The organism is Paraburkholderia sp. RL17-383-BIF-A (assembly GCF_046028015.1).
Classification (GTDB): Bacteria; Pseudomonadota; Gammaproteobacteria; order Burkholderiales; family Burkholderiaceae; genus Paraburkholderia.
On sequence record NZ_JARESR010000043.1, the window covers coordinates 1 to 24,341 of the forward strand.

Annotated in this window: 19 protein-coding genes and 1 pseudogene; 11 read left to right on the forward strand and 9 right to left on the reverse strand. The window is 61.9% G+C overall.

Annotated features, from left to right (window positions below; all coding sequences use genetic code 11):
- Positions 1 to 18: 18 nt before the first annotated feature.
- Both P0D71_RS32215 and P0D71_RS32220 read right to left on the reverse strand, forming a co-directional pair.
- Entirely contained in the window at positions 19 to 963 is a 945-nt protein-coding gene (locus tag P0D71_RS32215) for a cupin domain-containing protein (protein ID WP_408483548.1), read from the reverse strand.
- Between the two features lie 342 nt (positions 964 to 1,305).
- Positions 1,306 to 2,664 carry a sigma-54 interaction domain-containing protein gene (locus tag P0D71_RS32220; RefSeq protein ID WP_408483569.1) on the reverse strand — a complete coding sequence of 453 codons (1,359 nt, stop codon included), beginning with the start codon at positions 2,662 to 2,664 and terminating at the stop codon, positions 1,306 to 1,308.
- 318 nt (positions 2,665 to 2,982) lie between these two features.
- On the opposite strand from P0D71_RS32220, the gene P0D71_RS32225 reads away from it, so the two are divergent.
- From P0D71_RS32225 to P0D71_RS32240, 4 genes are all read left to right on the forward strand, one after another.
- A complete protein-coding gene (locus tag P0D71_RS32225) occupies positions 2,983 to 3,864 on the forward strand; it encodes an MBL fold metallo-hydrolase (protein WP_408185521.1) in 882 nt (293 codons plus the stop codon).
- Positions 3,865 to 3,903: 39 nt separating this feature from the next.
- Positions 3,904 to 5,223, forward strand: coding sequence for an NAD(P)/FAD-dependent oxidoreductase (locus tag P0D71_RS32230; RefSeq protein ID WP_408483549.1), 1,320 nt, complete (start codon positions 3,904 to 3,906; stop codon positions 5,221 to 5,223).
- Positions 5,224 to 5,256: 33 nt separating this feature from the next.
- On the forward strand, positions 5,257 to 6,060 hold the full coding sequence (locus tag P0D71_RS32235; protein WP_091806921.1) for a sulfite exporter TauE/SafE family protein: 804 nt from the start codon (positions 5,257 to 5,259) through the stop codon (positions 6,058 to 6,060).
- A gap of 124 nt (positions 6,061 to 6,184) precedes the next feature.
- Positions 6,185 to 7,153 (forward strand): LysR family transcriptional regulator, encoded by a 969-nt coding sequence (locus tag P0D71_RS32240; RefSeq protein WP_408300154.1) that lies wholly within the window; start codon positions 6,185 to 6,187, stop codon positions 7,151 to 7,153.
- 65 nt (positions 7,154 to 7,218) lie between these two features.
- On the opposite strand, the gene P0D71_RS32245 is transcribed toward P0D71_RS32240, so the two are convergent.
- Positions 7,219 to 8,007 (reverse strand): alpha/beta fold hydrolase, encoded by a 789-nt coding sequence (locus tag P0D71_RS32245; RefSeq protein WP_408300156.1) that lies wholly within the window; start codon positions 8,005 to 8,007, stop codon positions 7,219 to 7,221.
- A 248-nt stretch (positions 8,008 to 8,255) separates the two neighbouring features.
- Positions 8,256 to 9,137 carry an aldo/keto reductase family oxidoreductase gene (locus P0D71_RS32250; protein ID WP_408300158.1) on the reverse strand — a complete coding sequence of 294 codons (882 nt, stop codon included), beginning with the start codon at positions 9,135 to 9,137 and terminating at the stop codon, positions 8,256 to 8,258.
- 89 nt (positions 9,138 to 9,226) lie between these two features.
- Between P0D71_RS32250 and P0D71_RS32255 the strand changes: the two genes are divergently transcribed.
- Complete coding sequence (locus P0D71_RS32255; RefSeq protein ID WP_408300160.1) at positions 9,227 to 9,874, forward strand: TetR/AcrR family transcriptional regulator; 648 nt, start codon at positions 9,227 to 9,229, stop codon at positions 9,872 to 9,874.
- A gap of 214 nt (positions 9,875 to 10,088) precedes the next feature.
- Here the strand turns inward: P0D71_RS32255 and ilvD are convergent, their stop codons facing one another.
- Together ilvD and P0D71_RS32265 are read right to left on the reverse strand one after the other, a co-directional pair.
- Positions 10,089 to 11,951: a dihydroxy-acid dehydratase gene (ilvD, locus tag P0D71_RS32260; protein WP_408483550.1), complete on the reverse strand. Its 1,863-nt coding sequence runs from the start codon at positions 11,949 to 11,951 to the stop codon at positions 10,089 to 10,091.
- Between the two features lie 345 nt (positions 11,952 to 12,296).
- On the reverse strand, positions 12,297 to 12,956 hold the full coding sequence (locus tag P0D71_RS32265) for an NADPH-dependent F420 reductase (protein ID WP_408483551.1): 660 nt from the start codon (positions 12,954 to 12,956) through the stop codon (positions 12,297 to 12,299).
- Positions 12,957 to 13,084: 128 nt separating this feature from the next.
- Here P0D71_RS32265 and P0D71_RS32270 point away from each other — a divergent pair, with 128 nt between their 5' ends.
- Positions 13,085 to 13,972, forward strand: coding sequence for a LysR family transcriptional regulator (locus P0D71_RS32270; protein WP_408483552.1), 888 nt, complete (start codon positions 13,085 to 13,087; stop codon positions 13,970 to 13,972).
- Between the two features lie 117 nt (positions 13,973 to 14,089).
- On the opposite strand, the gene P0D71_RS32275 is transcribed toward P0D71_RS32270, so the two are convergent.
- Positions 14,090 to 14,974, reverse strand: coding sequence for a LysR family transcriptional regulator (locus P0D71_RS32275; protein WP_408483553.1), 885 nt, complete (start codon positions 14,972 to 14,974; stop codon positions 14,090 to 14,092).
- Positions 14,975 to 15,051: 77 nt separating this feature from the next.
- On the opposite strand from P0D71_RS32275, the gene P0D71_RS32280 reads away from it, so the two are divergent.
- From P0D71_RS32280 to P0D71_RS32295, 4 genes and pseudogenes are all read left to right on the forward strand, one after another.
- A complete protein-coding gene (locus P0D71_RS32280; RefSeq protein WP_408483554.1) occupies positions 15,052 to 16,353 on the forward strand; it encodes an aspartate aminotransferase family protein in 1,302 nt (433 codons plus the stop codon).
- 240 nt (positions 16,354 to 16,593) lie between these two features.
- On the forward strand, positions 16,594 to 17,412 hold the full coding sequence (locus P0D71_RS32285; protein ID WP_408185509.1) for a class I SAM-dependent methyltransferase: 819 nt from the start codon (positions 16,594 to 16,596) through the stop codon (positions 17,410 to 17,412).
- Between the two features lie 230 nt (positions 17,413 to 17,642).
- Complete coding sequence (locus P0D71_RS32290) at positions 17,643 to 18,971, forward strand: NAD(P)/FAD-dependent oxidoreductase (protein WP_408483555.1); 1,329 nt, start codon at positions 17,643 to 17,645, stop codon at positions 18,969 to 18,971.
- A gap of 367 nt (positions 18,972 to 19,338) precedes the next feature.
- Positions 19,339 to 20,793 (forward strand): annotated as a pseudogene (locus tag P0D71_RS32295) (DEAD/DEAH box helicase).
- Positions 20,794 to 21,031: 238 nt separating this feature from the next.
- On the opposite strand, the gene P0D71_RS32300 reads toward P0D71_RS32295, so the two are convergent.
- The gene (locus tag P0D71_RS32300) at positions 21,032 to 22,057 is read right to left on the reverse strand and encodes a zinc-dependent alcohol dehydrogenase family protein (RefSeq protein ID WP_408483556.1); all 1,026 of its coding nucleotides are present in this window, start codon (positions 22,055 to 22,057) and stop codon (positions 21,032 to 21,034) included.
- 121 nt (positions 22,058 to 22,178) lie between these two features.
- On the opposite strand from P0D71_RS32300, the gene P0D71_RS32305 reads away from it, so the two are divergent.
- The gene (locus P0D71_RS32305; RefSeq protein ID WP_408483557.1) at positions 22,179 to 23,096 is read left to right on the forward strand and encodes a LysR family transcriptional regulator; all 918 of its coding nucleotides are present in this window, start codon (positions 22,179 to 22,181) and stop codon (positions 23,094 to 23,096) included.
- 364 nt (positions 23,097 to 23,460) lie between these two features.
- Here P0D71_RS32305 and P0D71_RS32310 read toward each other — a convergent pair whose 3' ends face one another.
- On the reverse strand, positions 23,461 to 24,192 hold the full coding sequence (locus P0D71_RS32310; RefSeq protein WP_091806895.1) for a GntR family transcriptional regulator: 732 nt from the start codon (positions 24,190 to 24,192) through the stop codon (positions 23,461 to 23,463).
- Positions 24,193 to 24,341 lie beyond the last annotated feature (149 nt).

The window sequence follows — 24,341 nt, forward strand, 5'->3', positions numbered from 1 at the left end:
TTTTCGATGACAGCCTGCTTATTTGGCAAAGCGGATATCCAGTGCGCGCAAATAAGTTTGCAAGCCGGCGTCCTGAATGGGAATGAGTCGGGCATCTTCGTCCGATTCATTGAAGTGGGCGTGCCAGTATCCCGGCGGCGTCACGAACGCGAGGCCCGGCGCCCAATCGACTCGGGTGGCGTCCGCAATATTGCCCTGCTCGTCCAACTCAGTGCCGACGAGGCTATAGCATCCCTGCGGACAATCAACGATGAAATCCAGCGCAATCGACTGATGACGGTGCGGCTTCTGAACCGACTTTCCGGGAAGCAAACCGAACATTGCCCACAGCACGTGCGTCACCGTGCGGGTTTGCGGAAAACTGGCGTTGGCCAGCAGCACGGAAATACGGCTACGAAGCGCGGCGTGCGTATCCTTGGCGACTTTCTGCAGTTCGGCCTCGGCGCGTTCCGCCGGATACAAGGTCGGGACGAATCGCGGAGAAACCGAATCCACTCCCAGGTAAGTCAGCAATGGCGCGTCGGTGACGTAGTACAACGCGACATCTTCGAGCGCCGAAATCGTGGATTCGATACCGCCGGGCAACGAGAAGAACGCGCCTTGCGTAAATGAAATCGTGTGTCCGCCCTGCACCGCCGATCCCGATCCGCGAATGACATAGAAAATCTGCGACGTGGCCAGCGGGTCCAGTTCGACACGCTCCCCCTTCAGGATCCGAACGAAGTTGGCGACCAATCCCGGGCCGGTCGCCGGCGCGTCGCAACCCAGTTCCGCTGACAGATCGAGCGCAACGACGCGAGTCGGCCCGTCGGCATACAGGTCAGCGGGGAACGTCTTGAAGGGAACGCGTGAAATCAGCTTTGCGCCAATCGGGTTGGCCGCTTTGGTGTATTCGAAGTATTGCGCGCTATCGGTGACGTTGGTGTCGTCTTCCAGAAGGGCTGCGTCGGTGCGATCAAGCATGTTGTTTCTCCTGAAATCAAGGTTGGCCAGCTCCGCTGTGTTTGCAGCGAAGTCGTGAAATGAATTTACGTTCTGGCAAACCGCGCCGGTAGTGCCCTCGGCGCAAATGAGTTTTCAGGTTTGGGGGCAAGGCAAGCGACCGCGATTGTGATCTTTTGATGAGGCGAGAGTTGCCTGGCGGGACCCGCGCTGATTGCCAATTCGCTTCGTGTTTCTCGTGTTCCTAGTGCGCCCGGCGGCCGGAATGCCTGGCACAGCGCGCACGCCAGATGGCGTGCATTTGAACCGCCTGCACTGCGCTTTTTCTATGCCGCGGACGGTCATCGCGCGCAATGCTTTTCTTTAGTGCTCGCCGTTGGAGTCAACCTGGTCGAGAGCCTTCAGCCGCCGGTACAGCGTGCGCTCGCTAATGCCGAGTTGTGCTGCAAGGTCTCTGCGCATCCCCACGAAACCCGCTGCTATGCGGGCCAGTTCGGCGTCCGTGAGCTTGGTGCGACCAGCATGGCGTAAGGCCGCATGCTCCGGCCTCGCCGACGGTACCTCGCCCCTGACCATCTCCGGCAGGTGTTCCGGCCGGATCACGCCATCGTCGGCCAGCAGGCTCGCGCGTTCGAGCACATTGCGCAGCTCGCGAATGTTGCCCGGCCAGCGATACGCGCGTAGCAGTGCGAGCGCCTCTGGTGCGACCGAAGTCTTGCGCGGCGCGGTGTCGCGCCCCGAGGCGATGCGTTGCAGCGTTGAATCCACCAGCAATGGAATGTCGTCGGAGCGGTCGCGCAGCGCGGGCAGACGAATCGGGAACGCGCTGATCCGGAAATACAGATCCGAGCGGAACTGTCCGGCCGCCAGCATCTGCTCAAGGGGCTTGTGCGTCGCGGCGACGAGCCGGAAGTCCGCGCGCTGCGTCTCCACGCTGCCGACGCGGCGAAATGCGCCCGTCTCGATGAGACGCAGCAGCTTGACCTGCATCGACAATGGCACATCGCCTATTTCGTCGAGAAACAGAGTCCCGCCTTGGGCCGTCTCGACGAGCCCAGGCTTGCGGTTGACGGCACCGGTGAACGAACCTTTCTCGTAGCCGAACAATTCGCTTTCGAACAGCGTCTCCGTGATGCCAGAGCAGTCGACCACCACGAACGGCCGTTGTGCCCGATCGCTCGCCTCGTGCAGCGCATGGGCGAACAGTTCCTTGCCCGTGCCGGACTCGCCGAGCAGCAGGACAGGCAACATCGAGGGCGCGACACGCTGCAATGCCGCGAGCGCTTCGTTGAACGCAGGCGCGCGTCCCACCAACCCGTCTACGCTTGGCCGCGCGGAGGCGCCGCGCACCGTCGAGAGCCGCTCGACATACGCGACGATCTCGCGCCGCGTGTCGAAGATTGGCCGCAATTCCACGTCCACATGCTCGGGGCCGCGCGGCGTGTGATGGATGTGCAGCACGCGATCCGCGCTGCGGAGTTCGGACGCCCGCTTCATCGGGCAATGCTCGCCCGCCTGGTCGCACGGTACGTCGTAGTGGTGCGATACCTGGTAGCAACGGCGCCCAACGTGCGGCTGCCCCGCGACCCCGAACTGCCGCCGGTACGCAGTGTTGGCCGCAAGAATGCGGTAGTCCGGGTCGAGCACGATCGACGGCTGCGGGTCGTATTCCAGATAGGAGACGAGAGCGGCAATCTCGGGGGCGCCAGGCTGCGCGGGCATCGCATCAGACGAAGCGCTCGGGGCGGATGAGGGCTCGGGCAGGATCATGGTCGCAGACCGGAAATTCGTCGAGGAAGGAGCACTATACGCGCCGACTGCCATTTCTGCCACGACTGCCACATGGCAGACAGTGGCAGTCCGCCATTGGACGTTCTCTCTGGCGCGCGCCGGTTCAGAACGTTGTGGGGCACATAAAAATCGATGTAGATCATGGATTTAGAACCTCCGCGCGAAACTAAGGCGCGATTGGCACGATACTTGATTGAAGTCGCCTCCGAATGTTGCTGGACAGCCCGTCCGGCACGAGGAACGACTGCAATGACAGCCAGCCAATTTATCGTCGAAGGATTCTTCGACCCCGCCACGTGGACCATCAGCTATCTGCTGCTGGATCCGCGCTCGCAGCAATGCGCGCTGATCGACAGCGTGCTCGATTACGACCCGAAGTCGGGCCGGACGCGAACCGTGTCGGCCGACCGGCTAGCCGCCCGCGTCGAAGCACTAGGCGCAAGCGTGCAATGGTTGCTGGAGACGCATGTGCACGCGGACCATCTGTCCGCCGCGCCGTATCTCAAGGAACGGCTAGGCGGGCGAATCGCGATCGGCGATCAGGTCACGCGCGTGCAGCAGGTGTTCGGCAAGCTCTTCAATGCCGGGCATGGTTTTGCCACCGACGGCTCGCAGTTCGATCACCTCTTCGCCGACGGCGAAACCTTCGCCCTGGGACAGTTGCAAGTGCGCGTGATGCACACGCCCGGCCACACGCCGGCGTGCGTCACCTATGTCGTGAGCGACGGCGACGATCACGCGGCATTCGTGGGCGACACGCTCTTCATGCCCGATTACGGCACCGCCCGCTGCGACTTTCCGGGCGGCGACGCATCCACCCTGTACCGCTCGATCCGCCGTGTCCTGAGCCTGCCTTCGCAAACACGCCTTTACATGTGCCACGACTATCAGCCGGGTGGCCGTCCGGTGCAGTACGAAAGCTCGGTCGCGGACGAACGCGAGCACAACATTCACGTACGCGAAGGAACACCCGAGCAGGCCTTCGTCGAAATGCGCAAGGCCCGCGATGCGACGCTCGATATGCCTGTTCTGATTCTTCCTTCCGTTCAGGTGAACATGCGCGCCGGCCATCTGCCCGAGCCCGAGAGTAACGGTGTTTCGTACATCAAGATTCCGGTGAATGCGCTCTGACGGGTGCGTTGAGCGTCGGCACAATAGTTAGGAGAAGCAATGGAAATCAGAAAGCACACGAACCCGCAAGCTGCCGGCCACGACCTGACCGGCCTTGCCGGGCGGATCGCGTCGCCCCTCGTCGTCTCACAGGAGCGGCATGACGTCGTCATCGTGGGGGCCGGCGCCGCGGGCATCGCGACAGCGTCGAGCCTGCTCGCGCGCGCGCCGGGTCTGGATATCGCCGTGATCGATCCGGCCGACACGCACTATTACCAGCCGGGCTGGACGATGGTCGGCGCCGGTGTGTTCCGGCCCGAGACGACGGCGCGCACCATGGACGACGTGCTGCCGGCCAGGGTGCACCGGATCAAGGCCGCCGTAGCGGCGTTCGAGCCAGAGAACAATGCGCTGGTGCTCGAGGGTTGCCGCGTTGTCAGGTATAGCCAGCTCATCGTCTGCGCAGGGCTCAAGCTCAACTGGAAGGCCGTCGAAGGGTTGCCGCAGACCCTCGGCCGCAATGGCGTCACCTCGAACTATCGCTACGACCTCGCCCCGTACACGTGGCGCCTCGTACAGGGGCTAAAGGGCGGACGCGCGCTCTTCACGCAGCCGCCGATGCCGATCAAATGCGCCGGCGCGCCGCAAAAGGCGATGTATCTGTCCTCCGATCACTGGCAGCGCACCGGGAGGCTCGGCGGGATCGACGTCGAGTTTTATAACGCGGGAGCGGTGCTGTTCGGCGTGGCCGACTACGTGCCCGCGCTGATGAAATACGTCGAGAGTTACGGCATCAAGCTGAATTTCGGATTCAACCTGAGCGCGATCGACGGCGAGGCGAAGCGCGCCACTTTCACGCGTACGGTGGCGGGCGGCGCGCCCGAACGTGTCGAAACGGAATTCGACATGATCCACGTGGTGCCGCCGCAGACGGCGCCCGACTTCATCGCCGTCAGTCCGCTTGCCGACGCGGCGGGCTGGGTCGACGTCGACCAGAGCACGCTGCGCCACAAGCGCTTCGATAACGTCTACGGGCTCGGCGACGTGACGAACACGCCCAACGCAAAGACAGCGGCCGCCGCTCGCAAGCAGGCGCCCGTCGTCGCGCACAACGTGCTCGCGGCGCTCGGCGCTATGTCGGGTGTCGCAACGTACGACGGATACGGATCGTGTCCGCTCACGGTCGAACGCGGCAAGATCGTGCTTGCCGAGTTTCTCTACGGGGGCAAGGTCGCACCGACGTTCCCCGGCTGGCTGATCGACGGCAAGCATCCATCGCGGCTCGCCTGGCTGCTGAAGGAGCGCATCCTGCCGCCGCTCTATTGGCGCGGCATGCTCAAAGGCAAGGAGTGGCTCGCCCATCCCCGTCTCGCCGAATGAGCGGCGGCTTGTCATCAACCCTCAAGGCTATCGATGCTGATCTCACTTCTTCTCGGCGCGATCGTCGGCGCGTTGCTTGGTCTGACGGGCGCGGGCGGCGGCATTCTCGCGGTGCCCGCGCTGGTGTTCGGGATGGGCTGGCCAATGCAGCAGGCCACGCCGGTCGCGCTCGTCGCCGTATCGAGCAGTGCCGCGGTCGGCGCACTTGAAGCCTTCCGCAAGCGGCTGGTCCGATATCGTGCGGCGCTGTTCATGGCGATCGCCGGCATTCCAGCGACCGCCGTGGGCGCCCGTCTCGCCCACGCGTTGCCACAACGCCTGCTGCTTGCGCTCTTTGCGAGCGTGATGCTGATCGTCGCGGTCCGGCTGCTACGCCAGACACTCCGCAGCGGTGCGGCACCGCAGCCCGAATCGGCGCTGTGCGTGGCGCGCGTCAACCCCGCGACCGGCCGGCTCGTCTGGTCGTGGGCGACGGGCGCGGCGCTCGCGGCAACGGGTGCGGTTACCGGACTGATGACCGGCATGCTCGGTGTCGGCGGAGGATTCATCATCGTGCCGATGATGCGCAAGCTGACCAACGTGCCGATGCACGGTGTCGTGGCCACCTCGCTTCTGGTCATCACGCTGGTCGGCGGTGGCGGTGTCATCGCCACGATGCGCCACGGCGCTTCGCTACCGCTCGAAGTGGTGCTGTGGTTCAGCCTCGCCACAGGCGCGGGCATGCTCGCAGGACGCGCCGCGTCGCACCGTCTCCCGGCGCACCGGGTGCAACTCGGTTTCGCGACGATCCTGATATGCGTCGCATTGGGGCTGATGGCGAAGGCCGCGATCGCCTGACTTCGCATGACTTCGCCTGTCGCAGCAAAGTTGCTGCGTTCCCGTTTCCTGGAGTTGGCTGGAAGTTGGGTATTTTCGTTTATGCTGACCCATCCGATAATCCAGCTATCGAATCGAGGAGCAAATGGACCGGTTGACTGGCATGGGCGTGTTCGTCGCGGCGGTCGATGAAGGCAGTCTTGCAGCCGCCGCGCGACGCTTCGGGTTATCCGCCGCGATGGCCGGCAAATACGTGAGTGCGATCGAAGCCGAACTGAATGTAAGACTGCTCCAGCGCACGACGCGCCGTCTGAGCCTGACCGATATCGGTCAAAACTATTACCAACGCTGCAAACAGATCCTCGAAGCCTACGACGAGGCCAATCGCGAGGCGGGCGATGCACACGGAGCCCCTGGTGGCGTGCTGCGCATTTCCGCTCCGGTCACTTTCGGCGCCATGCATCTCGGCGACGTGCTCGCGAGCTTTGTGGAAGACAATCCGCAGGTCAAAATCGAAGTGTCGTTGAGTGACCGCTATGTCGACCTGCTCGAAGCCGGCGTTGATATTGCGATTCGAATTGGGCGTTTGCCCGATTCGGGGTTGATCGCACGCCGGCTCGCACCGTGCCGAATGGTGATCTGCGCGTCCCCAGATTATCTCAGGCGTCACGGAGCGCCGCGCAATCCGGACGACCTGCGGCAGGCGCCGCGGCTCACGTTCAGTGAAGCGGTGTCGGTAGGAGACTGGACGCTGGTCGATGCGAAACGCCGGTCGCATGTGATCGACGGGCCGAGCCGGATCTCGGCCAACAACACCCAGATGCTGCTTGCCGCGGCACTCGCCGGAGCCGGTATCGTTTATGGACCCTCGTTCGTGTTTGGAGAGCAGATCGCGCTTGGAAAACTCGTCGAACTGCTGCCGGAGTACCACACCTCGGAATTGACGATCCAGGCGGTCTATCCGAGCGCGCGTCACTTGCCACTCAAAGTGCGCCGGTTCCTCGAGCATCTGGTGGCGGCATTCGGAGACGATCCGCCGTGGGATCGCATTCCGACACGGCGTAGCGCCAGCCCGCGTCGTTCCTCCGACAAGCCGAAACGGGTGAAGTCCTAGACGGCAGAAGCGGCGTGCCGCTCAGCCTGGCGCCGCATGCGCGTGACACGTCGTCTATGCACGAGCTATGCGGCGGCGTTTTCGGCGGCCACGAACTTCTCGATCGCCGCCGCGACCGCCTCGGGTGCCTCGAGCGGCGACAGATGGCCGATGCCCGGCAATACCTGCAAGCGCGCGCCTGCAATCCGGGGCAGCAACTCCTTCTGTAACGTCTCCACACGATCAACTTTGTCCAACTCGCCGGCAATCACCAGCACGGGGACATTGATGGACCTCACATCGTCAGTAATGTCTTCGAGCATGGCGGTGCGTGGCCACGCAGCTTTGGCTTGCGGCGCACCGCGCAGGCTGTCGGCGACGACTTGCTCACGACAGGCCGGCGTGAGCGGATTCGCCGTGAGTACGTTGTCCAGCACCCACTCGATCGACTCGCGCGAATCATAGGCTGCTGCCATCGCCGCGCGCTGCTCTTCAGGAAGAGCCATGGGCGAAGGCGGCGACGGCGCCACGAGCACCAGGCCCTGCAATCCCGCTGGTCGCCGGGACGCAAGCAACTGCGCTACTTTTCCGCCCATTGAATGACCGACCAGAATGTAGCGCCGCAGTCCTAGTGTTTCGATGACCTCTCGTGCATCGTTCGCGAGATCGGCAATCGTGTAGCCGTGCTCCGGCGCGTCCGAGTCACCCCATCCGCGATGATCGGTGGCAACGGTTCGGCATGGCGTCGACAAGCGGCCGACGACGCCGTCCCAAGTGCGGGACGATCCGCCCCAGTAGTGAAGGAACACGAGTGCCCGTTCTCCCTCCCCCTGCTCCCTGACGCGAATTCTCGCGCCGCTCGTCCGGATATCCATTGCGATGCTCCCTGATCTGGTGTGCCGATGGCACGGTGGCGGATCGGATCAGGTCCGACCCGAATCATGGAGGCATCTTAGGTTTGGCCGCTCCGTTTGATAATTACCGTCTTTTTATCGGCAGTCGATCATGGGACGATCGAAATGCAGCATGGTCGCTTTGTGAAGGGTTATGGCAACGCGCCAGCATGTTCAGGACGTTCGTCCACGTTTTCACGCGCGACCACACCTCGTGGCAGATGAGCACCTTAGTCTTTCGTATTCCCGGAACCGATGGTGTCCAACGACGACAAGACATCCTCTGGCAAACGAAGGTTCACGCTGGCGATGTTCTGCTTCAGATGCTCGACCGACGAGGTGCCAGGTATCAGCAGGATGTTCGGCGAACGCTGCAACAACCAGGCAAGGGCCACCTGCATTGGTGTCGCGTCGCATTGGTCTGCAGCAGCGCTCAACGCTTCGGCCTGCAGCGGAGAGAAGCCGCCGAGCGGGAAAAACGGAACATACGCGATGCCATCTTCGGCAAGACTGTCGATCAGCGCGTCATCGTTACGATGCGCGAGGTTGTACATGTTCTGCACGCACGCAATCTTCGTGATCGTGCGTCCCTGCGCGATCTGCTTTGCGGTCACATTGCTCAACCCGATGTGACGAATCAAGCCTTTCGCCTGAAGTTCCGCAAGCGCGGTTAGCGGCGCCTCGATATCGCCCTCGGCCGGTGCACCCACGTCGAACATCACGCGAAAGTTCACGACGTCGAGCGCATCGAGACCGAGATGGCGAAGGTTGTCATGCACCGCCGATTCCAGTTCGGCCGCCGACGACGCAAGGTTCCACGAGGCATCGCTCCCTCGGCTGGCGCCCACCTTCGTGACGATCGTTAGCGCATCGGGATAAGGATGAAGCGCCTCGCGAATGAGCTGATTCGTGACATGGGGGCCGTAAAAATCGCTCGTATCGATGTGGGTGATTCCGCTTTCGATTGCAGCACGAAGCACCGCTATCGCCGCGGTGCGGTCTTTCGGTGGCCCGAAAACGTGCGGCCCCGCTAGCTGCATCGCACCGTATCCCATGCGCGTCACAGGACGCTCGCCAAGTTGAAAAGTACCTGCCCGCGTAACTTCGGTCATCGATGCACTCCTTCGTTCGGATTGTTGTTGCAGTAGCTGCAACGCGTTCGAATAGAATACGAATAATCATTCAGATTGTGAATTCGCATATGCGCACGGATAACGGACAGGGGCTGAACGCCCGCAAGCAGCCACAGCAGGCGCGTTCCCAGGCGACCGTGGACGCGATTTTCGACGCGACTATTCAGGTTTTGCTGGCCGAGGGGTTGCAGCGGCTCACCACGATCCGGGTGGCGGAGAGAGCCGGCGTTTCGGTCGGCACGCTTTACCAGTACTTCCCGCAAAAGCAGGCGCTTCTCTTCGCCGTGCTGCAACGGCATCTGGAAAAGGTGGTGAGCGCAATGGAGGCCGCCGCCTTGTCAGCGCACAGCGCCTCTTTGTCGACGATGGTGAAGGCTGTCGTTGCGGCATTCGTGAAGGCAAAAACGGAGAATCTGGACGAATCGCGTGCTCTATACGCGGTGGCGCTCGAACTCGACTCGCGCGACTACGTTCGCGAAGTGCAGTCGCGTCACCGCGTGGCGCTAGAGGCTATGCTAAAGACGGCGTCCGACGCGCATTTTGACGACATTCCCACGACCACTTTCATGTTCATGGGCGCATTGGCCGGCCCCGTACGTTCGCTGCTTGAAGGGAAGCCGCCGCAATCGATGATCCGCAAGCTTCGCGGCCAACTCGAGTCGCTCTGTCTGGGGTATCTGGAACGCGAAGCGCGTCCGAAGTATTCGGCTGCGTAGCCTCATACGCGGCAGGTGCTGATCTGCCGACGCCACGCGCAGTGAACTCTGTGCGCGGAAAGTCCACGCGGCCTGCCCTCGTTGCAAGGGCGCGGCCGTCAGGGACAGTCGCTGCCCGACGCTTTTCAGCTCGAGCAGCAACGCGACCGCCGGGCATTACCCGGCGTGTCGACTCCTGGTCCTGATCGCCTGACCGCGACAGGACCTTGGCACTTCACTTGCGCTTCAGTTGCGAGATATCGCGCACCGCGCCGCGGTCGGCGGAGGTGGCCAGCGCCGCATAGGCCTGCAACGCCTGCGACACTACGCGCTCGCGAGCAACCGGCATCCACGCCTTGTCGCCGCGGGCTTCCATGGCTGCACGGCGGCTCGCCAGTTCCTCGTCCGACACCACCAGGTGCATCTTGCGCTTGGGAATGTCGATCTCGATCACATCGCCGTCTTCCACCAGGCCGATCGTGCCGCCTTCGGCCGCTTCCGGCGACGCGTGCCCGATCACCAGCCCGGACGAACCGCCGGAGAAACGGCCGTCGGTGAAGAGCGCGCAGGTCTTGCCCAAGCCCTTCGATTTCAGATACGACGTCGGGTAAAGCATTTCCTGCATGCCGGGACCGCCCTTGGGGCCTTCGTAGCGGATCACGACCACATCGCCGGCCACGACCTTGTCGCCCAGAATGGCTTCGACAGCATCGTCCTGGCTCTCGAAAACGCGCGCACGCCCCGAGAAAATCCACTGCGATTCGTCGACACCCGCGGTCTTGACGATACAACCCTTGTCCGCGAGGTTGCCGTAAAGCACCGCGAGACCGCCGTCTTTCGAATACGCACTCTCCTTGCTGCGGATACAGCCGGTCTTGCGATCGGTATCCAGCGAGGTGAACGTGGCTTCCTGGCTGAACGCGACGGTGGTCGGAATCCCGCCCGGAGCCGCGCGGAAGAACTTCTGCGCTTCTTCGCCCGCACCGCCCGCGATGTCCCATTTGGCGATCGCATCGCCCAGCGTGCCGCTATGCACGTTGCCGCACGACAGGTCGAGCAGGTCCGCGCGCGCCAGTTCGCCGAGAATGCCGAGGATGCCGCCGGCACGGTGCACGTCTTCGATATGGTATTTGTCGGTAGCGGGCGCGGCTTTGCACAGGCACGGCACTTTGCGCGAGATGCGATCGATGTCGGACATGGTGAAATCGACACCGGCTTCCTGCGCCGCCGCCAACAGGTGAAGCACGGTATTGGTCGAACCGCCCATGGCCACGTCGAGCGCCATGGCGTTCTCGAATGCCTGCTTGGTGGCGATGCTGCGCGGCAGGACCGACGCGTCTTCTTCCTGGTAGTAGCGGCGGCACAAGTCCACCACCAGACGGCCCGCCTGCTCGAACAGCCCCTTGCGCCATGCGTGCGTGGCGACGATCGTGCCGTTGCCGGGCAGCGCCAGACCGATCGCTTCGGTCAGGCAATTCATCGAGTTCGCCGTGAACATGCCCGAGCAGGAACCGCACGTCGGGCAGGCATTGCGCTCGATTTCCGCGACTTCCGCGTCGCTGACGCTCGAGTCGGCCGCCTTGATCATCGCGTCGATCAGGTCGATCTTGGCGATCACCTGGCCGTCTTTCGGCGATTTGACCTTGCCGGCTTCCATCGGACCGCCGGAGACGAAGACCACCGGGATGTTCAGGCGCATGGCGGCCATCAGCATGCCCGGCGTGATCTTGTCGCAATTGGAGATGCAGACCATGGCGTCGGCGCAGTGCGCGTTGACCATGTATTCCACCGAGTCGGCGATCAGTTCGCGCGAGGGCAGCGAGTACAGCATGCCGCCGTGGCCCATGGCGATGCCGTCGTCCACTGCGATGGTGTTGAATTCCTTGGCGACGCCGCCGGCCGCTTCGATCTGCTTCGCGACCAGCGCGCCGAGGTCGTGCAAATGCACATGGCCGGGCACGAACTGGGTGAACGAGTTCACCACCGCAATAATGGGCTTGCCGAAATCACCGTCCTTCATGCCGGTAGCGCGCCACAAGGCGCGCGCGCCGGCCATGTTGCGACCATGAGTCGAAGTTCGTGAACGATATTCAGGCATCTGTATCCTCAGATATTGGGGTCGTTTGAGTTTGAATTGCCCCGGCGCAGCCCGGCCAGTCGTGCCTTAAAGGGCGGTGATGACTTACCACTGCCCCGTGAGCAATGGCGAGCGATAGCGCGGACGGTCTGCGACGAGAATGGACGAATGATGCGAGAGAGCGAGTAAGACGTCCAATATATTTTTCTGGCTGGATTAGGTCGGAAAAGATATTAATGTGGTCTGGTCAGGGAAATGAAACTCCACCGCTCATTCTTTCCACGAAGATCGCTCTCATCGTCCCGATCGAAAGAAACGCTCCCAGATGCATATCCGCGCCGCCGCTTGCCCAAAGCAATGAGATGCCTAGTGCCGCCACGAACCATGCGGCAACTCCACATTTCGCTCGGCTTGCGCCAACTTCTCCAGAAGCCCGGCACGATCCAGCCGAACGCAATAGGCGGGCTTCGCCCGTTCAAAGCGCCAACTCGCGGACAGCGAGCCCGCATCGACCGCATCGAAGCCGAATTGATCGAGAATGCCGGCGACCGCCTGCTTTGCCGCAACGTCGTCCCCTGCGATTGGCAACGCGCGTCTATCGGGTCTTCCAGTCGGGACGCCGTCGGTTTCGAGATCCCTCGCGAGAATCGCGCTGAACGCCTTCACGAGCCTCGCTCCGGGCAAGTGGCGCGCCATCAGTTCGCTGGTGGTCAGGGTGTACTGGTCCAACGCATCGATATGGCCGTCGCGTTCGGGATAATAGTTGCAGGTGTCGATCACTATCTTCCCTTCCAGTTCCGCAACCGGCAGCGTGAGATAGCTGCGCAGCGGCACCGAGATCACGACAATGTCGCCGAATACCGCCGCCTCACGCGCGGTTCCGACGCGGCAAGCTGTCGCCGCAGCCGTGCTCATCAGCGTTTCCGGGCCTCGCGAATTGCTGATCATCACCTCGTAGCCGTTCTGCTTTGCCAGCGTCGCGAGCGCCCTGCCAAGAAATCCCGCACCCAGAATACCCATCTTCATTTTCAATCTCCTGTTGGACCTGCGGGCGGCGCCATTCACCGCCCGCACCGTGCAATCACTATGATTGAAAACCTAACCGAGATAAACGATGATTCTGGTTCGCCTGTAGAAACTATAAGTGGGGAATCATGGACCGCCTGACCAGCATGGCTATCTTCGTGAAAGCCGCCGAAAGCGGCTCGTTTGCGGCGGCCGCTCTCGCCTTCGGTATCTCGTCGCAAATGGCTGGACGACATGTGATCGCACTCGAAGAGCGTGTCGGCGCGCCGCTCCTTGCCCGGACAACCCGGCGCCAGAGCCTCACTGAAATCGGCCAGATTTTCTATGAGCGCTGCAAGGCCCTCTTGGCGGACGCTGAGGCGGCGGAATCGGTAGCGATGGATTTCTCAGCCTCGCCGCGCGGACGCCTGCGTGTCACTGCTCCGGTCACATTTGGATCGTGTTGCCTCGCGCCGTTGATTACCCGTTATCTTCGCGAGCATCCCGAAGTCCAGGTCGATCTCACGTTGACCGATCGTTTTGTGGATCTCGTGGATGAAGGGTATGAGGTGGCGATCCGGCTCGGCGCGCTGTCGGATTCGTCGATGATCGCGAAACCACTCATGCCGTACCGACTGCTCGCCTGTGCGTCGCCGGCTTATCTGGAAGAGCGTGGTGAACCTAAAACGCCGGAAGCACTGGCCAGGCATGAATGCCTTGGATTTTCCTTCACGTCGCTACCTCCATACAACGAATGGGTCTTCGGCAGCGCGCGCGGCAAACATGCGGTAACGGTCAGCGGGCGCTTTCAGGCCAACGATACGAAGGCATTGATCGCCGCTGCGATTGACGGCTTTGGCATCGCGCTCGCGCCGGAGATCGCGGTCAGGGACGACATTGCCGCAGGCCGGCTCGTACGTCTTCTGCGCAAGTACGAGGCGCCGGAACGCCCAATGCACGCGCTCTTTACCGCGAGGCGCGCTACGCCGAAATTGCGCGCTTTCATTGATTTGCTGGTCGAGGAATTCGGACCGTGAGATCGCGCACTTGCGGCCGATCACTGCTGCCTCTCGCGCAAACCACCGGCACGCGACAGGCGACTGAACCGAGCGCTGCCCATCGCTGGACCACCGCCCTCTTCCGAGTCCGATCGATCACAGCAACGGCAGTGTCAGCCTGATGTGTTCCGCGAATACCGTGATCAGATGAGCGGGACGCTTCCGCTCGAACCTCAGGGAAATACCGATAGTGGGCAACGGCGGAAGCGTCGGATCGCCATTGAGTACATGGAGATCGGCGGCGACGGCAGTCTGCGTGATGACAGCGAACGCCTGCCCCGAACGGACCAGCGCCGTGAGACCGGCGAGACTGCTGCTCGCATAGGCGATGCGGTAAGCCCTGCCCGCGCGTCGCAGCGCTTCGCACGCTGCCACATGGTCGAGCGTGTCGGGATCGGAGAGCGCCAGCGGCAACGGGTCGAAGTGCGCGGAATCCAGTCCCGGGCAGCCGACCCAGACTAACGGTTCGCGACGAATGATTTCCTCGTTGGCCGCGTCTTCCGGCAACGAGATCATCGCAAGGTCGAGTGCATGCATTTCCAGTTGTTCGAGCAAGCGCGGCGTTGGCGCGCAGACGACTTCCACCAGCGCATGAGGATGCAGGCTCGAGAAATGACGCAGTAAATGCGGCAGGAAAACAGCGGCGTAATCGTCCGGGCAGCCGAAGCGGATCGTGCCCGACAGCCCCTTGCCCGACAGATCGGCGATCGCTTCGTCGTGCAGTCGCAGAATGCGTTGCGCGTGGATCAACAGGCGTTCGCCGGGATTCGTCAGCACCACGCCGCGCCCCGTGCGCTGGAACAGCGGCTGGTCGATGATTTCTTCGAGGCGCTTCATCTGCTGACTCAGCGCGGACTGGGTCCGGCCGATCCGGTTCGCCGCACGGCTGAGCGATCGGACTTCGGCCACGACGATGAACGAACGCAGCAGATCGATTTCGAGTGAAAGACTCAAGATATTAGGCCCACTTCTATCTTCCATAAGAACTATTAGGTTCTATGAAACCAGAGAGCCATTTTAGACTGCAAGCATTCCCGCCCAAGCCAAGGAGAAGCAAAGTGTCCCGGAACAACGATGCAACTTTCTGGCGCAACGCCAGGCAGCACCTGATTCGCTACGGCGGCACCTTCGAGCCGATGATCATCGAGCGCGCGCAGGGCAGTTTCGTCTATGACGCGGACGGCCGCGCGATTCTTGATTTCACCTCGGGGCAAATGAGCGCGGTGCTTGGGCACAGCCATCCGGACATCGTGGCGGTCATCAATGAATACGCCGGCAAGCTCGATCACCTTTTTAGCGGGATGCTTTCGCGTCCGGTTGTCGACCTGGCGACCCGGTTGGCCGAGATCACGCCTGACGGACTCGACCGGGCTCTGTTGCTCAGTACGGGTGCTGAGTCGAATGAAGCCGCCATTCGCATGGCGAAGCTGGTCACCGGCAAATATGAAATCGTCGGCTTCGCGCAGTCGTGGCACGGCATGACGGGCGGTGCGGCATCCGCTACCTACAGTGCCGGTCGCAAAGGCGTCGGCCCCGCCGCCGTCGGCTCGTTTGCAATCCCTGCTCCGTTTCCGTATCGGCCGCGTTTCGAGCGCCATGGTGAATACGATTATCTGGCGGAGCTGGACTACGCGTTCGATCTCATCGATCGTCAGTCGAGTGGCAATCTCGCCGCCTTTATTGCCGAGCCGATTCTCAGTTCCGGCGGCATCATCGAACTGCCGGAAGGCTACATGGCCGCACTGAAGCGCAAATGTGAAGAGCGCGGCATGCTGCTGATTCTCGACGAAGCGCAAACCGGCATCGGGCGCACTGGCACGATGTTCGCCTGTCAGCGCGACGGCGTCACGCCCGATATTCTCACCCTGTCGAAGACGCTGGGCGCCGGTCTGCCGCTCGCGGCCGTCGTGACCTCAGCCCAGATCGAAGAGCGCGCCCACGAACTGGGTTATCTGTTCTATACGACCCATGTGTCCGACCCGCTTCCTGCGGCCGTTGGTCTGCGGGTGCTGGATGTGGTCGAGCGTGAAGGGCTTGTTGCGCGTACGAACGTGATGGGCGCGCGACTCAAACGCGGGCTGCTGGATCTGATGGAACGCTTCGAGTGCATCGGCGACATTCGCGGACGAGGGCTGCTTCTCGGCATGGAGATCGTCAAAGACCGCCGCACCAAGGAGCCGGCGGATGGACTAGGCGCCAAAATCACCCGCGAGTGCATGAACCTGGGGCTCAGCATGAATATCGTGCAATTGCCTGGTATGGGCGGTGTCTTCCGGATCGCGCCGCCGTTGACCGTGCGCGAGGATGAGATCGACCTGGGGCTGGCGCTGCTCGGGCAGGCAATCGAGCGTTCGCTTTGATGAACTAACCGGTTGGATTCGACTGCTTCGAACTTGGTCTCGGGTGAGGGTGACTACGGCGATGAAGTTCGATGCATGTTCGAGCATGTGCGTCGATCCCGGTAGAAAGCGCCTCTCCCGAATCTAGACGCAACGGTTGGACCACATCACTGCTTCAAGGGTAACGCCACGCGTTCGTGGGGAAAGCCGTCAAATGTCTCACCGGGCCTATAATTTCCGCAAGAGCATGAAGGAGGCGCTATGGACAGCATTGGTACCGACAGCCGCTTCGCTGGCTCAATCCCCGAGCTCTACGAAAGCCACCTTGTTCCGCTGATCTTCGAACCCTACGCGATGGATCTCGCGCAGCGGGTAGCTGCGCACCATCCGTCCCACGTGCTTGAGACCGCAGCCGGCACTGGCGTAGTGACCCGCGCGATGGCGTATGCATTGCCCGCGCATGTCGACCTCGTTGCAACCGACCTGAATCAGCCGATGCTCGATCGCGCCGCGGCAATCGGCACTCCAACGCCGGTAATATGGCAACAGGCAGACGCGACCCGGCTACCGTTCGACGACGCGAGTTTCGATGTTGTCGTCTGCCAGTTCGGGGCCATGTTCTTTCCGGACAAAGCGCGCGCGTTTTCCGAAGCTCGGCGCGTACTTCGGCGCGGCGGCGTGTTTCTGTTCAACGTCTGGGATCGTATCGAGGAAAACGAGTTAGCCGATACCGTCACGGCGGCGCTCGCCAGCCTCTTCCCCCTGGACCCGCCGCTCTTCATGGTGCGCACACCGCACGGCTATTTCGACACGCAAGTCATTTCGCGCGACCTCGCGGATGCGGGCTTCAGTGCGGCGCCGCAGTTCGAGACGATTGCGGCGCGCAGCCGCGCGGCATCGGCTCGCGTGGCGGCCGTCGCCTATTGCCAGGGGACGCCGTTGCGCAACGAGATCGAGGCCCGTCATGGTGCGGGTATTGACGAGGCTACGACAGCGTGTGAGACCGCGATCATTGAGCGATTCGGCACGGGATCTGTCGACGCAAAGACCCAGGCGCACGTGGTCCTCGTCCGGCGCTGACAGAGCGAACCGCTGCCTTCTTCGGTAGACGATTCACGATTTGCCTCAGTGCCTGGTGGCCTATCGTTGTATCCCTTTGGGATACAACAGGATCGTCCTATCGGCGAAGCGGTCGAAGACACCAAAATCGTGGCCATGACCTTCGGAAGATGAAATCGTCCTTCATTTGCGCATCTCCGACGGTCTCGACAGCCGTAACCTACCGGTAAGCGGCAACCAACGGCGGTGAAATGCTAAGGATCGACGAAGTCACGGACAGCGAAGGTTTCCCCGAGCGATGTGATGTCGCGGTAATAGGCGGCGGCATTATTGGCGTCAGCACTGCGTATGAACTGGCACGTCGCGGCGTCCAGGTGGCACTGCTGGAAAAGGGCGTCATCGGCTGCGAGCAGTCGGGGCGTAATTGGGGCTGGGTGCGTCAGCAGAATCGCGACCTCCACGAGTTGCCCCTCGCGATGCAGAGCCTCAAGCGCTGGAGCGAACTGAGCGAGGAACTGGGCGAGGACATTGGGTTTCGTCAGGCGGGCATCCTGTACGGCACGGAGCATCAGTCTGACATCGCGCAATGGGAATCATGGCTGGCCCGCGCCCGGGAAGTCGGCTTTAACAGCGAGATCCTCAGTGCGCGCGAGTTGGCCGCGCGCATTCCGTCCGGACGCGCGAAGTGGGCTGGCGGGCTGTGGTCGGTCACGGACGGCCGCGCCGAACCGTCGAAAGCCGCGCCTGCGATTGCTCGCGGCGCGCAAGGTCTCGGCGCGAAGGTGTTTCAGAACTGCGCGGTACGAAGTCTCGACACGAGTGCGGGGCGTGTTTCCGGCATCTGGACAGAACGCGGCCGGCTCGCAGCCGATACCGTCGTTCTCGCGGGAGGCGCCTGGAGCGCGTTGTTCTGCCAGCATCACGGCATCGATCTACCCTCCATCAACGTGATGGGAACGGCGTTGCGAACCGCTGAGGCGCCGGGGGTCATCGAAGGCTGTTTCTCGGGGCCTAACTTCGCGCTGAGGAGACGGTTGGACGGCGGCTACACGATCGCTGTCCCCGGCTACGGACGCGTGGAACTCGCGCCGCAAAACCTGCGGCATTCGGTGAAGTTTCGCACCATGTTCCGCAGCAAGCTGAAGAAAAAACTGAAGGTTCGCGTCGGTGCCAGCTTCTTCCACGGACCGGAGGCAAGCGCGAGCTGGCGCGACGATGGCGTCTCGCCGTTCGAAGCAACGCGGGTGCTGGATCCCCGGCCCGATACCGAATGGCTCGGACGTGCCCTGCAAAACGTGGCCAGCGTGTTTCCCGAGCTCGCAGGCTTGCGGATCGCTCACGCATGGGCGGGCGCGATCGACACGACGCCGGACCTCGTTCCCGTCATCTCGAAGGTTAATGCGAAACCCGGTCTCGTGATCGCGTCCGGGTTCAGTGGACACGGCTTTGGACTTGGGCCAGGCGCAGGGGTGCTCGTGAGTCGGCTGGTAATGGACGAGGCGCTGCAGTTCGACATTAAACCCTACCAACTTGCCCGCTTTTCCGACGGAACGAAACTGAGCCGCCCCGAGATGATGTGAGTCGAGGCGGCGAACGAGCTATCGCGGCAGCCCGCTTCGGAGATTGAAGCGCCAGTACGATTCACCATACTGGCGAGCGCATAACCAATTTGGATTGCCGCGGTATTTCATCCAGCACATTACGGCGGGGTATTGCGGCTATCAGGCAGGCGAGTTCGCTGGCACTAAAGATCTGGTCGAGCAGATAACGGGCCAAACGCCGATTTCGGTGCACGATTACGTCATTGCTAACCGAATACAGCGTGCGGACGCGGTGCCCGGCAAGCTACGTTTTTCAGTGGCGATCAACGTCGATGTGCTTGACCATGATCTGCGCCGAAATCAGGCGGCAACAGCTAAAATCGCGGCTTTAGCCCGGAATACGCCAATGTCTTTTGCCTCGCTTGGCCTGATCGATCCCTTGCTGCGTAATCTGCAGGACCTCAATTATCAGACGCCTACGCCAATTCAGGCCAAGGCGATTCCTGCTGTGCTCAGTGGCAAGGACGTCATGGCAGCGGCACAAACCGGCACTGGCAAAACGGCGGGTTTTGCGCTGCCGCTGCTGCAACGGCTAGTGCAACACGGCCCGGCGGTGTCCAGCAACCGCGCGCGTGTTCTTGTGCTGGTGCCCACGCGTGAACTGGCCGAACAGGTGCTGCAAAGCTTTGTCGATTACGGCAAGGGCCTCGACTTACGATTTCTGGCCGCCTACGGCGGTGTGAGTATCAACCCGCAGATGATGAAGTTGCGCAAAGGCGTGGATGTGCTCGTTGCCACGCCGGGCCGTTTGCTGGATCTCAATCGCCAAAATGCGGTGCAGTTTGATCAAGTACAAACGCTGGTGCTGGATGAAGCCGACCGCATGCTGGATCTGGGCTTTGCGCGCGAACTCAACGCCGTCTTTGCCGCGTTGCCCGCTCAGCGCCAGACCCTGCTGTTCTCCGCCACGTTTACCGATGATATCCGCGCCATGGCGGCGGGCATTCTGCGCGGCCCGGTCAATATCAGCGTCAGCCCGCCCAATGCGACGGCCAGCAAGATCAAGCAATGGGTAGTGCCGGTGGATAAGAGGAACAAGCCAGACCTCTTCATGCATCTCGTGGCCGAGAACAACTGGCAACACGCGCTGGTGTTCGTCAAAACCCGCAATGGCGTGGATTACCTGGCGGCCATGCTGGATGAAGCGGGCTATGCGGTCGACACCATCCACGGCGACAAACCGCAACCCGCGCGTCTGCGTGCGCTGGAGCGCTTCAAGACGCGCGAAGTACATATGCTGGTAGCCACCGATGTGGCTGCGCGCGGGCTGGATATCGACGACCTGCCGCTGGTGATCAACGTTGACCTGCCGATCGTGGCGCAAGACTACGTACACCGTATTGGCCGTACCGGACGCGCCGGCGCCAGCGGCGTGGCGGTGTCTCTCGTGTGTGCCGATGAAGCGCCGCAACTGGCCGCGATTGAAGCACTGATCCGGCAAACACTGCCCCGTGAAGAAGAGCCGGGTTTTGAAGCCGAACACCGCGTGCCGGAAACCAGCGCGACGGGCCAGATCATCAAGAAACCCAAGAAGCCTAAGAAGCCCAAAGTCCCGCATCCCGTGGCGGGCGCCATACAGGTGCTCAGCAAGAAACCGCGCACGTAAGGTGGCGAAAACAAACGCAAGCCCGCGGCGCAACGCGCTGCGGCCGCGGGAAAAGGCACAAGCGGCACAAGCGGCACAAGCTTGTCCGGCAGCAGCCCATTCAGCGTGCAAAAGCCACGCAGCAAACCCGCCGGCAAGCCAGCCGCGGGTTCACGCAAGCCGGCTGGCAAACCCGCGGGTGGCCGCGGTCATTGACCTGGTTCGACCGGAAAGGACGCTCGACGCGTCGCAGGGCGACGGCAGCTTTGAGTTCACAAACAGACTTTGGTAAAGCGCCAGCGCCGCGCGCTGGCGGCAGCGCGATCTTAGGCAGCAATGGTCGCTAAGTCCGGAGGTGGTCCTTCCGTGGACTCAGCGACCACGGCGCGCTGAATCCGAGGGGCTCGAACATGGAAGAGTCGTTGACAGCTCAGCCGCCCGGACCCCACGCTTATCAATCGTCGCCGATGCTGATCACGACTTTGCCGAAGGGGCCGCGAGCAAGATGTTCAAATGCCTGCACGGTCTCGTCAAAGCGATAAACGCGATCGATGACGGGCTTGATCTTGTGTGCATTGAGGAACACGTTCATGCGCTCAAAGGACGTGCGCGGCGCGACCGCGATCCCGCGAATCGTCGTTTGCCGGAAGATCAGCGGCATCAGATCGAGAGCGCTCGTCTGTCCCGTCAGGAAACCAACCTGCGCTATCACGCCTTGCACCTTGGTGGCCGCAACAGACTGGTTGATCCCGTTCCCACCCGCGACGTCGATCGTCACGTCCGCCCCCAAACCGCCGGTTAGTTCGAGCACCTTCGCCGACCAGTTCGGATGCGTCCTGTAGTTGATCCCTTCAACCTTGTCGCTATTGAGCAGCGCCTTCACTTTCGCCAGGTTCTCGTCCTTGCTCGACGTGACGATCACACGTGCGCCATGGGCAATGGCGATCTGCGCCGCGAAGATCGAAACACCTCCCGTTCCTTGCACGAGTACCGTTTGCCCTGATTCCAGGTGGCCGACGTCGGTCAGCGCGTACCAGGCGGTCAATGCAGCGATCGGCAGGGTCGATGCTTCCTCGTCGCTCATCGACGCGGGCGCTGGCACCGCGCTGTCTTCGTGGATGATCATGAATTCGGCGAGTCCTCCCGGCAACGGCATACCCAGGCAATATGCCGGTTCGTCGGGACCGGGCGCACCATCGATCCAGTGCGAGTACAGCGTCGAGTTCACGCGGTCACCGACTTTGAAGCGGGTTACACCGTCACCGATGGCGACCACCGTGCCGGCTGCGTCCGACACGGGAATTAGCGGTTTGGGTACGCTCGCGGGCTCATAAATACCATCAACGATAGCCTTGTCACGGAAGTTCAGCGATACCGCGCCGACCTTCACAAGAAGCTCGCCCGGCTGTGGCGTGGGCGTCTCCACCTCGCCAGCGCGTAGGTTAGGGAGACCAAAATCGTGGAGAAGCCATGCTTTCATTTCACACCTCATGTTCGCTGCAACGGCGGATGCCATCGTGCTAAACAGTGTAATTTCGGCGATCCGGTTGAGTTAGAGGGTAAAATTCCATACATTCCATCCAGTGATTCCAGAATTAAGTATGGACGATCGTTTTGCTGGCATTCGCGAGTTTGTTGCCGCCGTCGATCACGGCAGCTTTACCGCCGCCGGTGAGTTGCTGGGCCTTACCGGTTCCGCGGTCGGCAAGAACATCTCGCGGCTGGAGGTGCGGCTCGGTGTGCAACTGCTGCACCGGACGACGCGCCGCATTGACCTGACGACCGCAGGCGAGACTTTCCTGCTCACGTGCCGACGCATCCTTGAAGATCTGGACCAGACAGAAGCCTTTCTGTCGACGGGCCACGAACAACCTATTGGCCGCCTGCGCGTCGATCTTCCGACGACTTTTGGCCGCCGGCATATCGTGCCTGCACTGTTGAATCTGACCCGGCGATTTCCGCGGCTGGATCTCGCCGTCACGTTGCAGGATCGGGCGGTGGATCTCGTCAGCGAGGGAGTCGATCTGGCGGTGCGCATCGGCACACTCGATGCATTTCCGGATCTCGTCGCGCGTAAGCTGGGCGAGCAGAGGCTCGTTATTTGCGGCGCGCCCGATTACCTGGCACGAACCGGCGAACCGGTGCAGCGCGACGATCTGCTCACACACGATTGCTTGATCGGATGGCGTAGCAACGTACGGTCCGGCTGGCTATTGGCAGATGCGGCGAACGACAGCGGAGCCGCTTACTTCGATGTGCGAGCGCGTCACGAGTTGACGGACGGCGACACCTTGCTGAACGCGTGCGTGACGGGCTGCGGCCTTGCCCAGCTTCCCGGATGGCTGGCGCGAGATGCTTTGCGCACGGGCGCGCTGCGAGAAGTGCTGCCGAGCCTGTCGACGACAACACCGATTCATGCGATCTGGCAGAAGACACGACACCTTCAGCCGAAAGTCAAAGTCGCTGTTGATGAATTGGTGCAACTCGCCGCGTTCGAACCGTCGGTGTTCCAACCTTGATAGTCGGGGCACTCTCGCTTGCGAGCATCGGCGAGCGAGGCGGACGTGCCGGAGGCGAATCTCCGTTCGCGGTTCACGCTGCCTTCCGGATGTCTGACGCAAGCGCACCACCCATGTCGCTTGTTGGCCGACCTCTGCCTCATGCAAACGGCATGAACTTCGGAATGCAGAACGGTCGCGATCGACAGCACGCGACCCTGAACTGCCCTCCATGAAGATGCCTCCACGGTCGGCAATGGCATTCAAAGCGGTCACCGGCTGGAGCGGCAATTGCCTTAAGCATTGCGGTCGATCGGGGTTGAAACGGAACAGCCAATTGCCCGCAAACTGCAGTCGATTGGTCTGCTTGCAACCCCTGCAACGGCTAAGCGTCGGAGCGCTTCAGTCGCATCGAAACCGAGAAGCGTTCAGCCGGATGGACGCTTATCGACACTTCAAAGGTTTCCCCCGCGGAGTCGAGGTAGCGCCGCACAATCTCAAGCGCCGCAGTGCCCTTATCGACTTTCAGCCTTTCCGCCATCTCCTGCGAAATCAACGCGGCGTGCACGTCCTGCTGGATCTCCGCGATGCAGCGACCATAACGCGCTTCGATTAACGAGCTGATAAGCGCATCCGGTTGAGATCGCGCAGCATCTGCGACTTCCGTGTAAGCCGGATCGATATATACGTCGGTCCAACCGACCGGCGCACTCTCCCTGTCGCCGTCGATGCGCAGGCTCGAAACGCGCAGCCATCGCGCACCGTCAGCACACTTCAGCGTTTTGGCGAGCTTACCGCTAGCGAAGATCTCCTCCGTCGATTGCACCAGACGCAAGTGCTCGGAGCCGAACTGAACGAGATCGTCCACCGATGCGAGCGAAGGCCGAAACTCGTTCTTCGGCTGCGTCGATTCAACGCGCGTTCCCGCGTTCTTGCGTCGCGACACGAGCCCCAACTGCTGCAATTCATGCAGCGCTGCGCGAACCGTATGCCGGCTCGTCTGATAGTGGTCGCGCAGTTCAAGTTCGGTGGGCAGATACGAGCCGACCGGATAGCGGCCGGACGCAATGCTCTCAGTCAAGTCGCGAGCGATGTCGGCGAAGTGCGGTCGATTCATTTTTGGGTGGCGATGGAGCCAATTTATCAGGGGCTAGGGTAAATCATAGCTTGTTCAACATGTCCGAACATATTAATTTATTTATGTCCGGACATATCGATGGTTTTCCGCGAATCGTCCCGGCCCTTTTTAAACCGGTTTCCTGCACT

What these genes read in the sequence shown, in the direction of transcription:
- P0D71_RS32215 (WP_408483548.1), bottom strand. Translation starts at nt 963, where the DNA reads ATGCTTGATCGCACCGACGCAGCCCTTCTGGAAGACGACACCAACGTC.
- P0D71_RS32230 (WP_408483549.1), top strand. Translation starts at nt 3,904, where the DNA reads ATGGAAATCAGAAAGCACACGAACCCGCAAGCTGCCGGCCACGACCTG.
- P0D71_RS32225 (WP_408185521.1), top strand. Translation starts at nt 2,983, where the DNA reads ATGACAGCCAGCCAATTTATCGTCGAAGGATTCTTCGACCCCGCCACG.
- P0D71_RS32305 (WP_408483557.1), top strand. Translation starts at nt 22,179, where the DNA reads ATGGACGATCGTTTTGCTGGCATTCGCGAGTTTGTTGCCGCCGTCGAT.
- P0D71_RS32300 (WP_408483556.1), bottom strand. Translation starts at nt 22,057, where the DNA reads ATGAAAGCATGGCTTCTCCACGATTTTGGTCTCCCTAACCTACGCGCT.
- ilvD (WP_408483550.1), bottom strand. Translation starts at nt 11,951, where the DNA reads ATGCCTGAATATCGTTCACGAACTTCGACTCATGGTCGCAACATGGCC.
- P0D71_RS32265 (WP_408483551.1), bottom strand. Translation starts at nt 12,956, where the DNA reads ATGAAGATGGGTATTCTGGGTGCGGGATTTCTTGGCAGGGCGCTCGCG.
- P0D71_RS32235 (WP_091806921.1), top strand. Translation starts at nt 5,257, where the DNA reads ATGCTGATCTCACTTCTTCTCGGCGCGATCGTCGGCGCGTTGCTTGGT.
- P0D71_RS32220 (WP_408483569.1), bottom strand. Translation starts at nt 2,664, where the DNA reads ATGCCCGCGCAGCCTGGCGCCCCCGAGATTGCCGCTCTCGTCTCCTAT.
- P0D71_RS32310 (WP_091806895.1), bottom strand. Translation starts at nt 24,192, where the DNA reads ATGAATCGACCGCACTTCGCCGACATCGCTCGCGACTTGACTGAGAGC.
- P0D71_RS32240 (WP_408300154.1), top strand. Translation starts at nt 6,185, where the DNA reads ATGGACCGGTTGACTGGCATGGGCGTGTTCGTCGCGGCGGTCGATGAA.
- P0D71_RS32285 (WP_408185509.1), top strand. Translation starts at nt 16,594, where the DNA reads ATGGACAGCATTGGTACCGACAGCCGCTTCGCTGGCTCAATCCCCGAG.
- P0D71_RS32275 (WP_408483553.1), bottom strand. Translation starts at nt 14,974, where the DNA reads ATGGAAGATAGAAGTGGGCCTAATATCTTGAGTCTTTCACTCGAAATC.
- P0D71_RS32270 (WP_408483552.1), top strand. Translation starts at nt 13,085, where the DNA reads ATGGACCGCCTGACCAGCATGGCTATCTTCGTGAAAGCCGCCGAAAGC.
- P0D71_RS32290 (WP_408483555.1), top strand. Translation starts at nt 17,643, where the DNA reads ATGCTAAGGATCGACGAAGTCACGGACAGCGAAGGTTTCCCCGAGCGA.
- P0D71_RS32245 (WP_408300156.1), bottom strand. Translation starts at nt 8,007, where the DNA reads ATGGATATCCGGACGAGCGGCGCGAGAATTCGCGTCAGGGAGCAGGGG.
- P0D71_RS32250 (WP_408300158.1), bottom strand. Translation starts at nt 9,137, where the DNA reads ATGACCGAAGTTACGCGGGCAGGTACTTTTCAACTTGGCGAGCGTCCT.
- P0D71_RS32255 (WP_408300160.1), top strand. Translation starts at nt 9,227, where the DNA reads ATGCGCACGGATAACGGACAGGGGCTGAACGCCCGCAAGCAGCCACAG.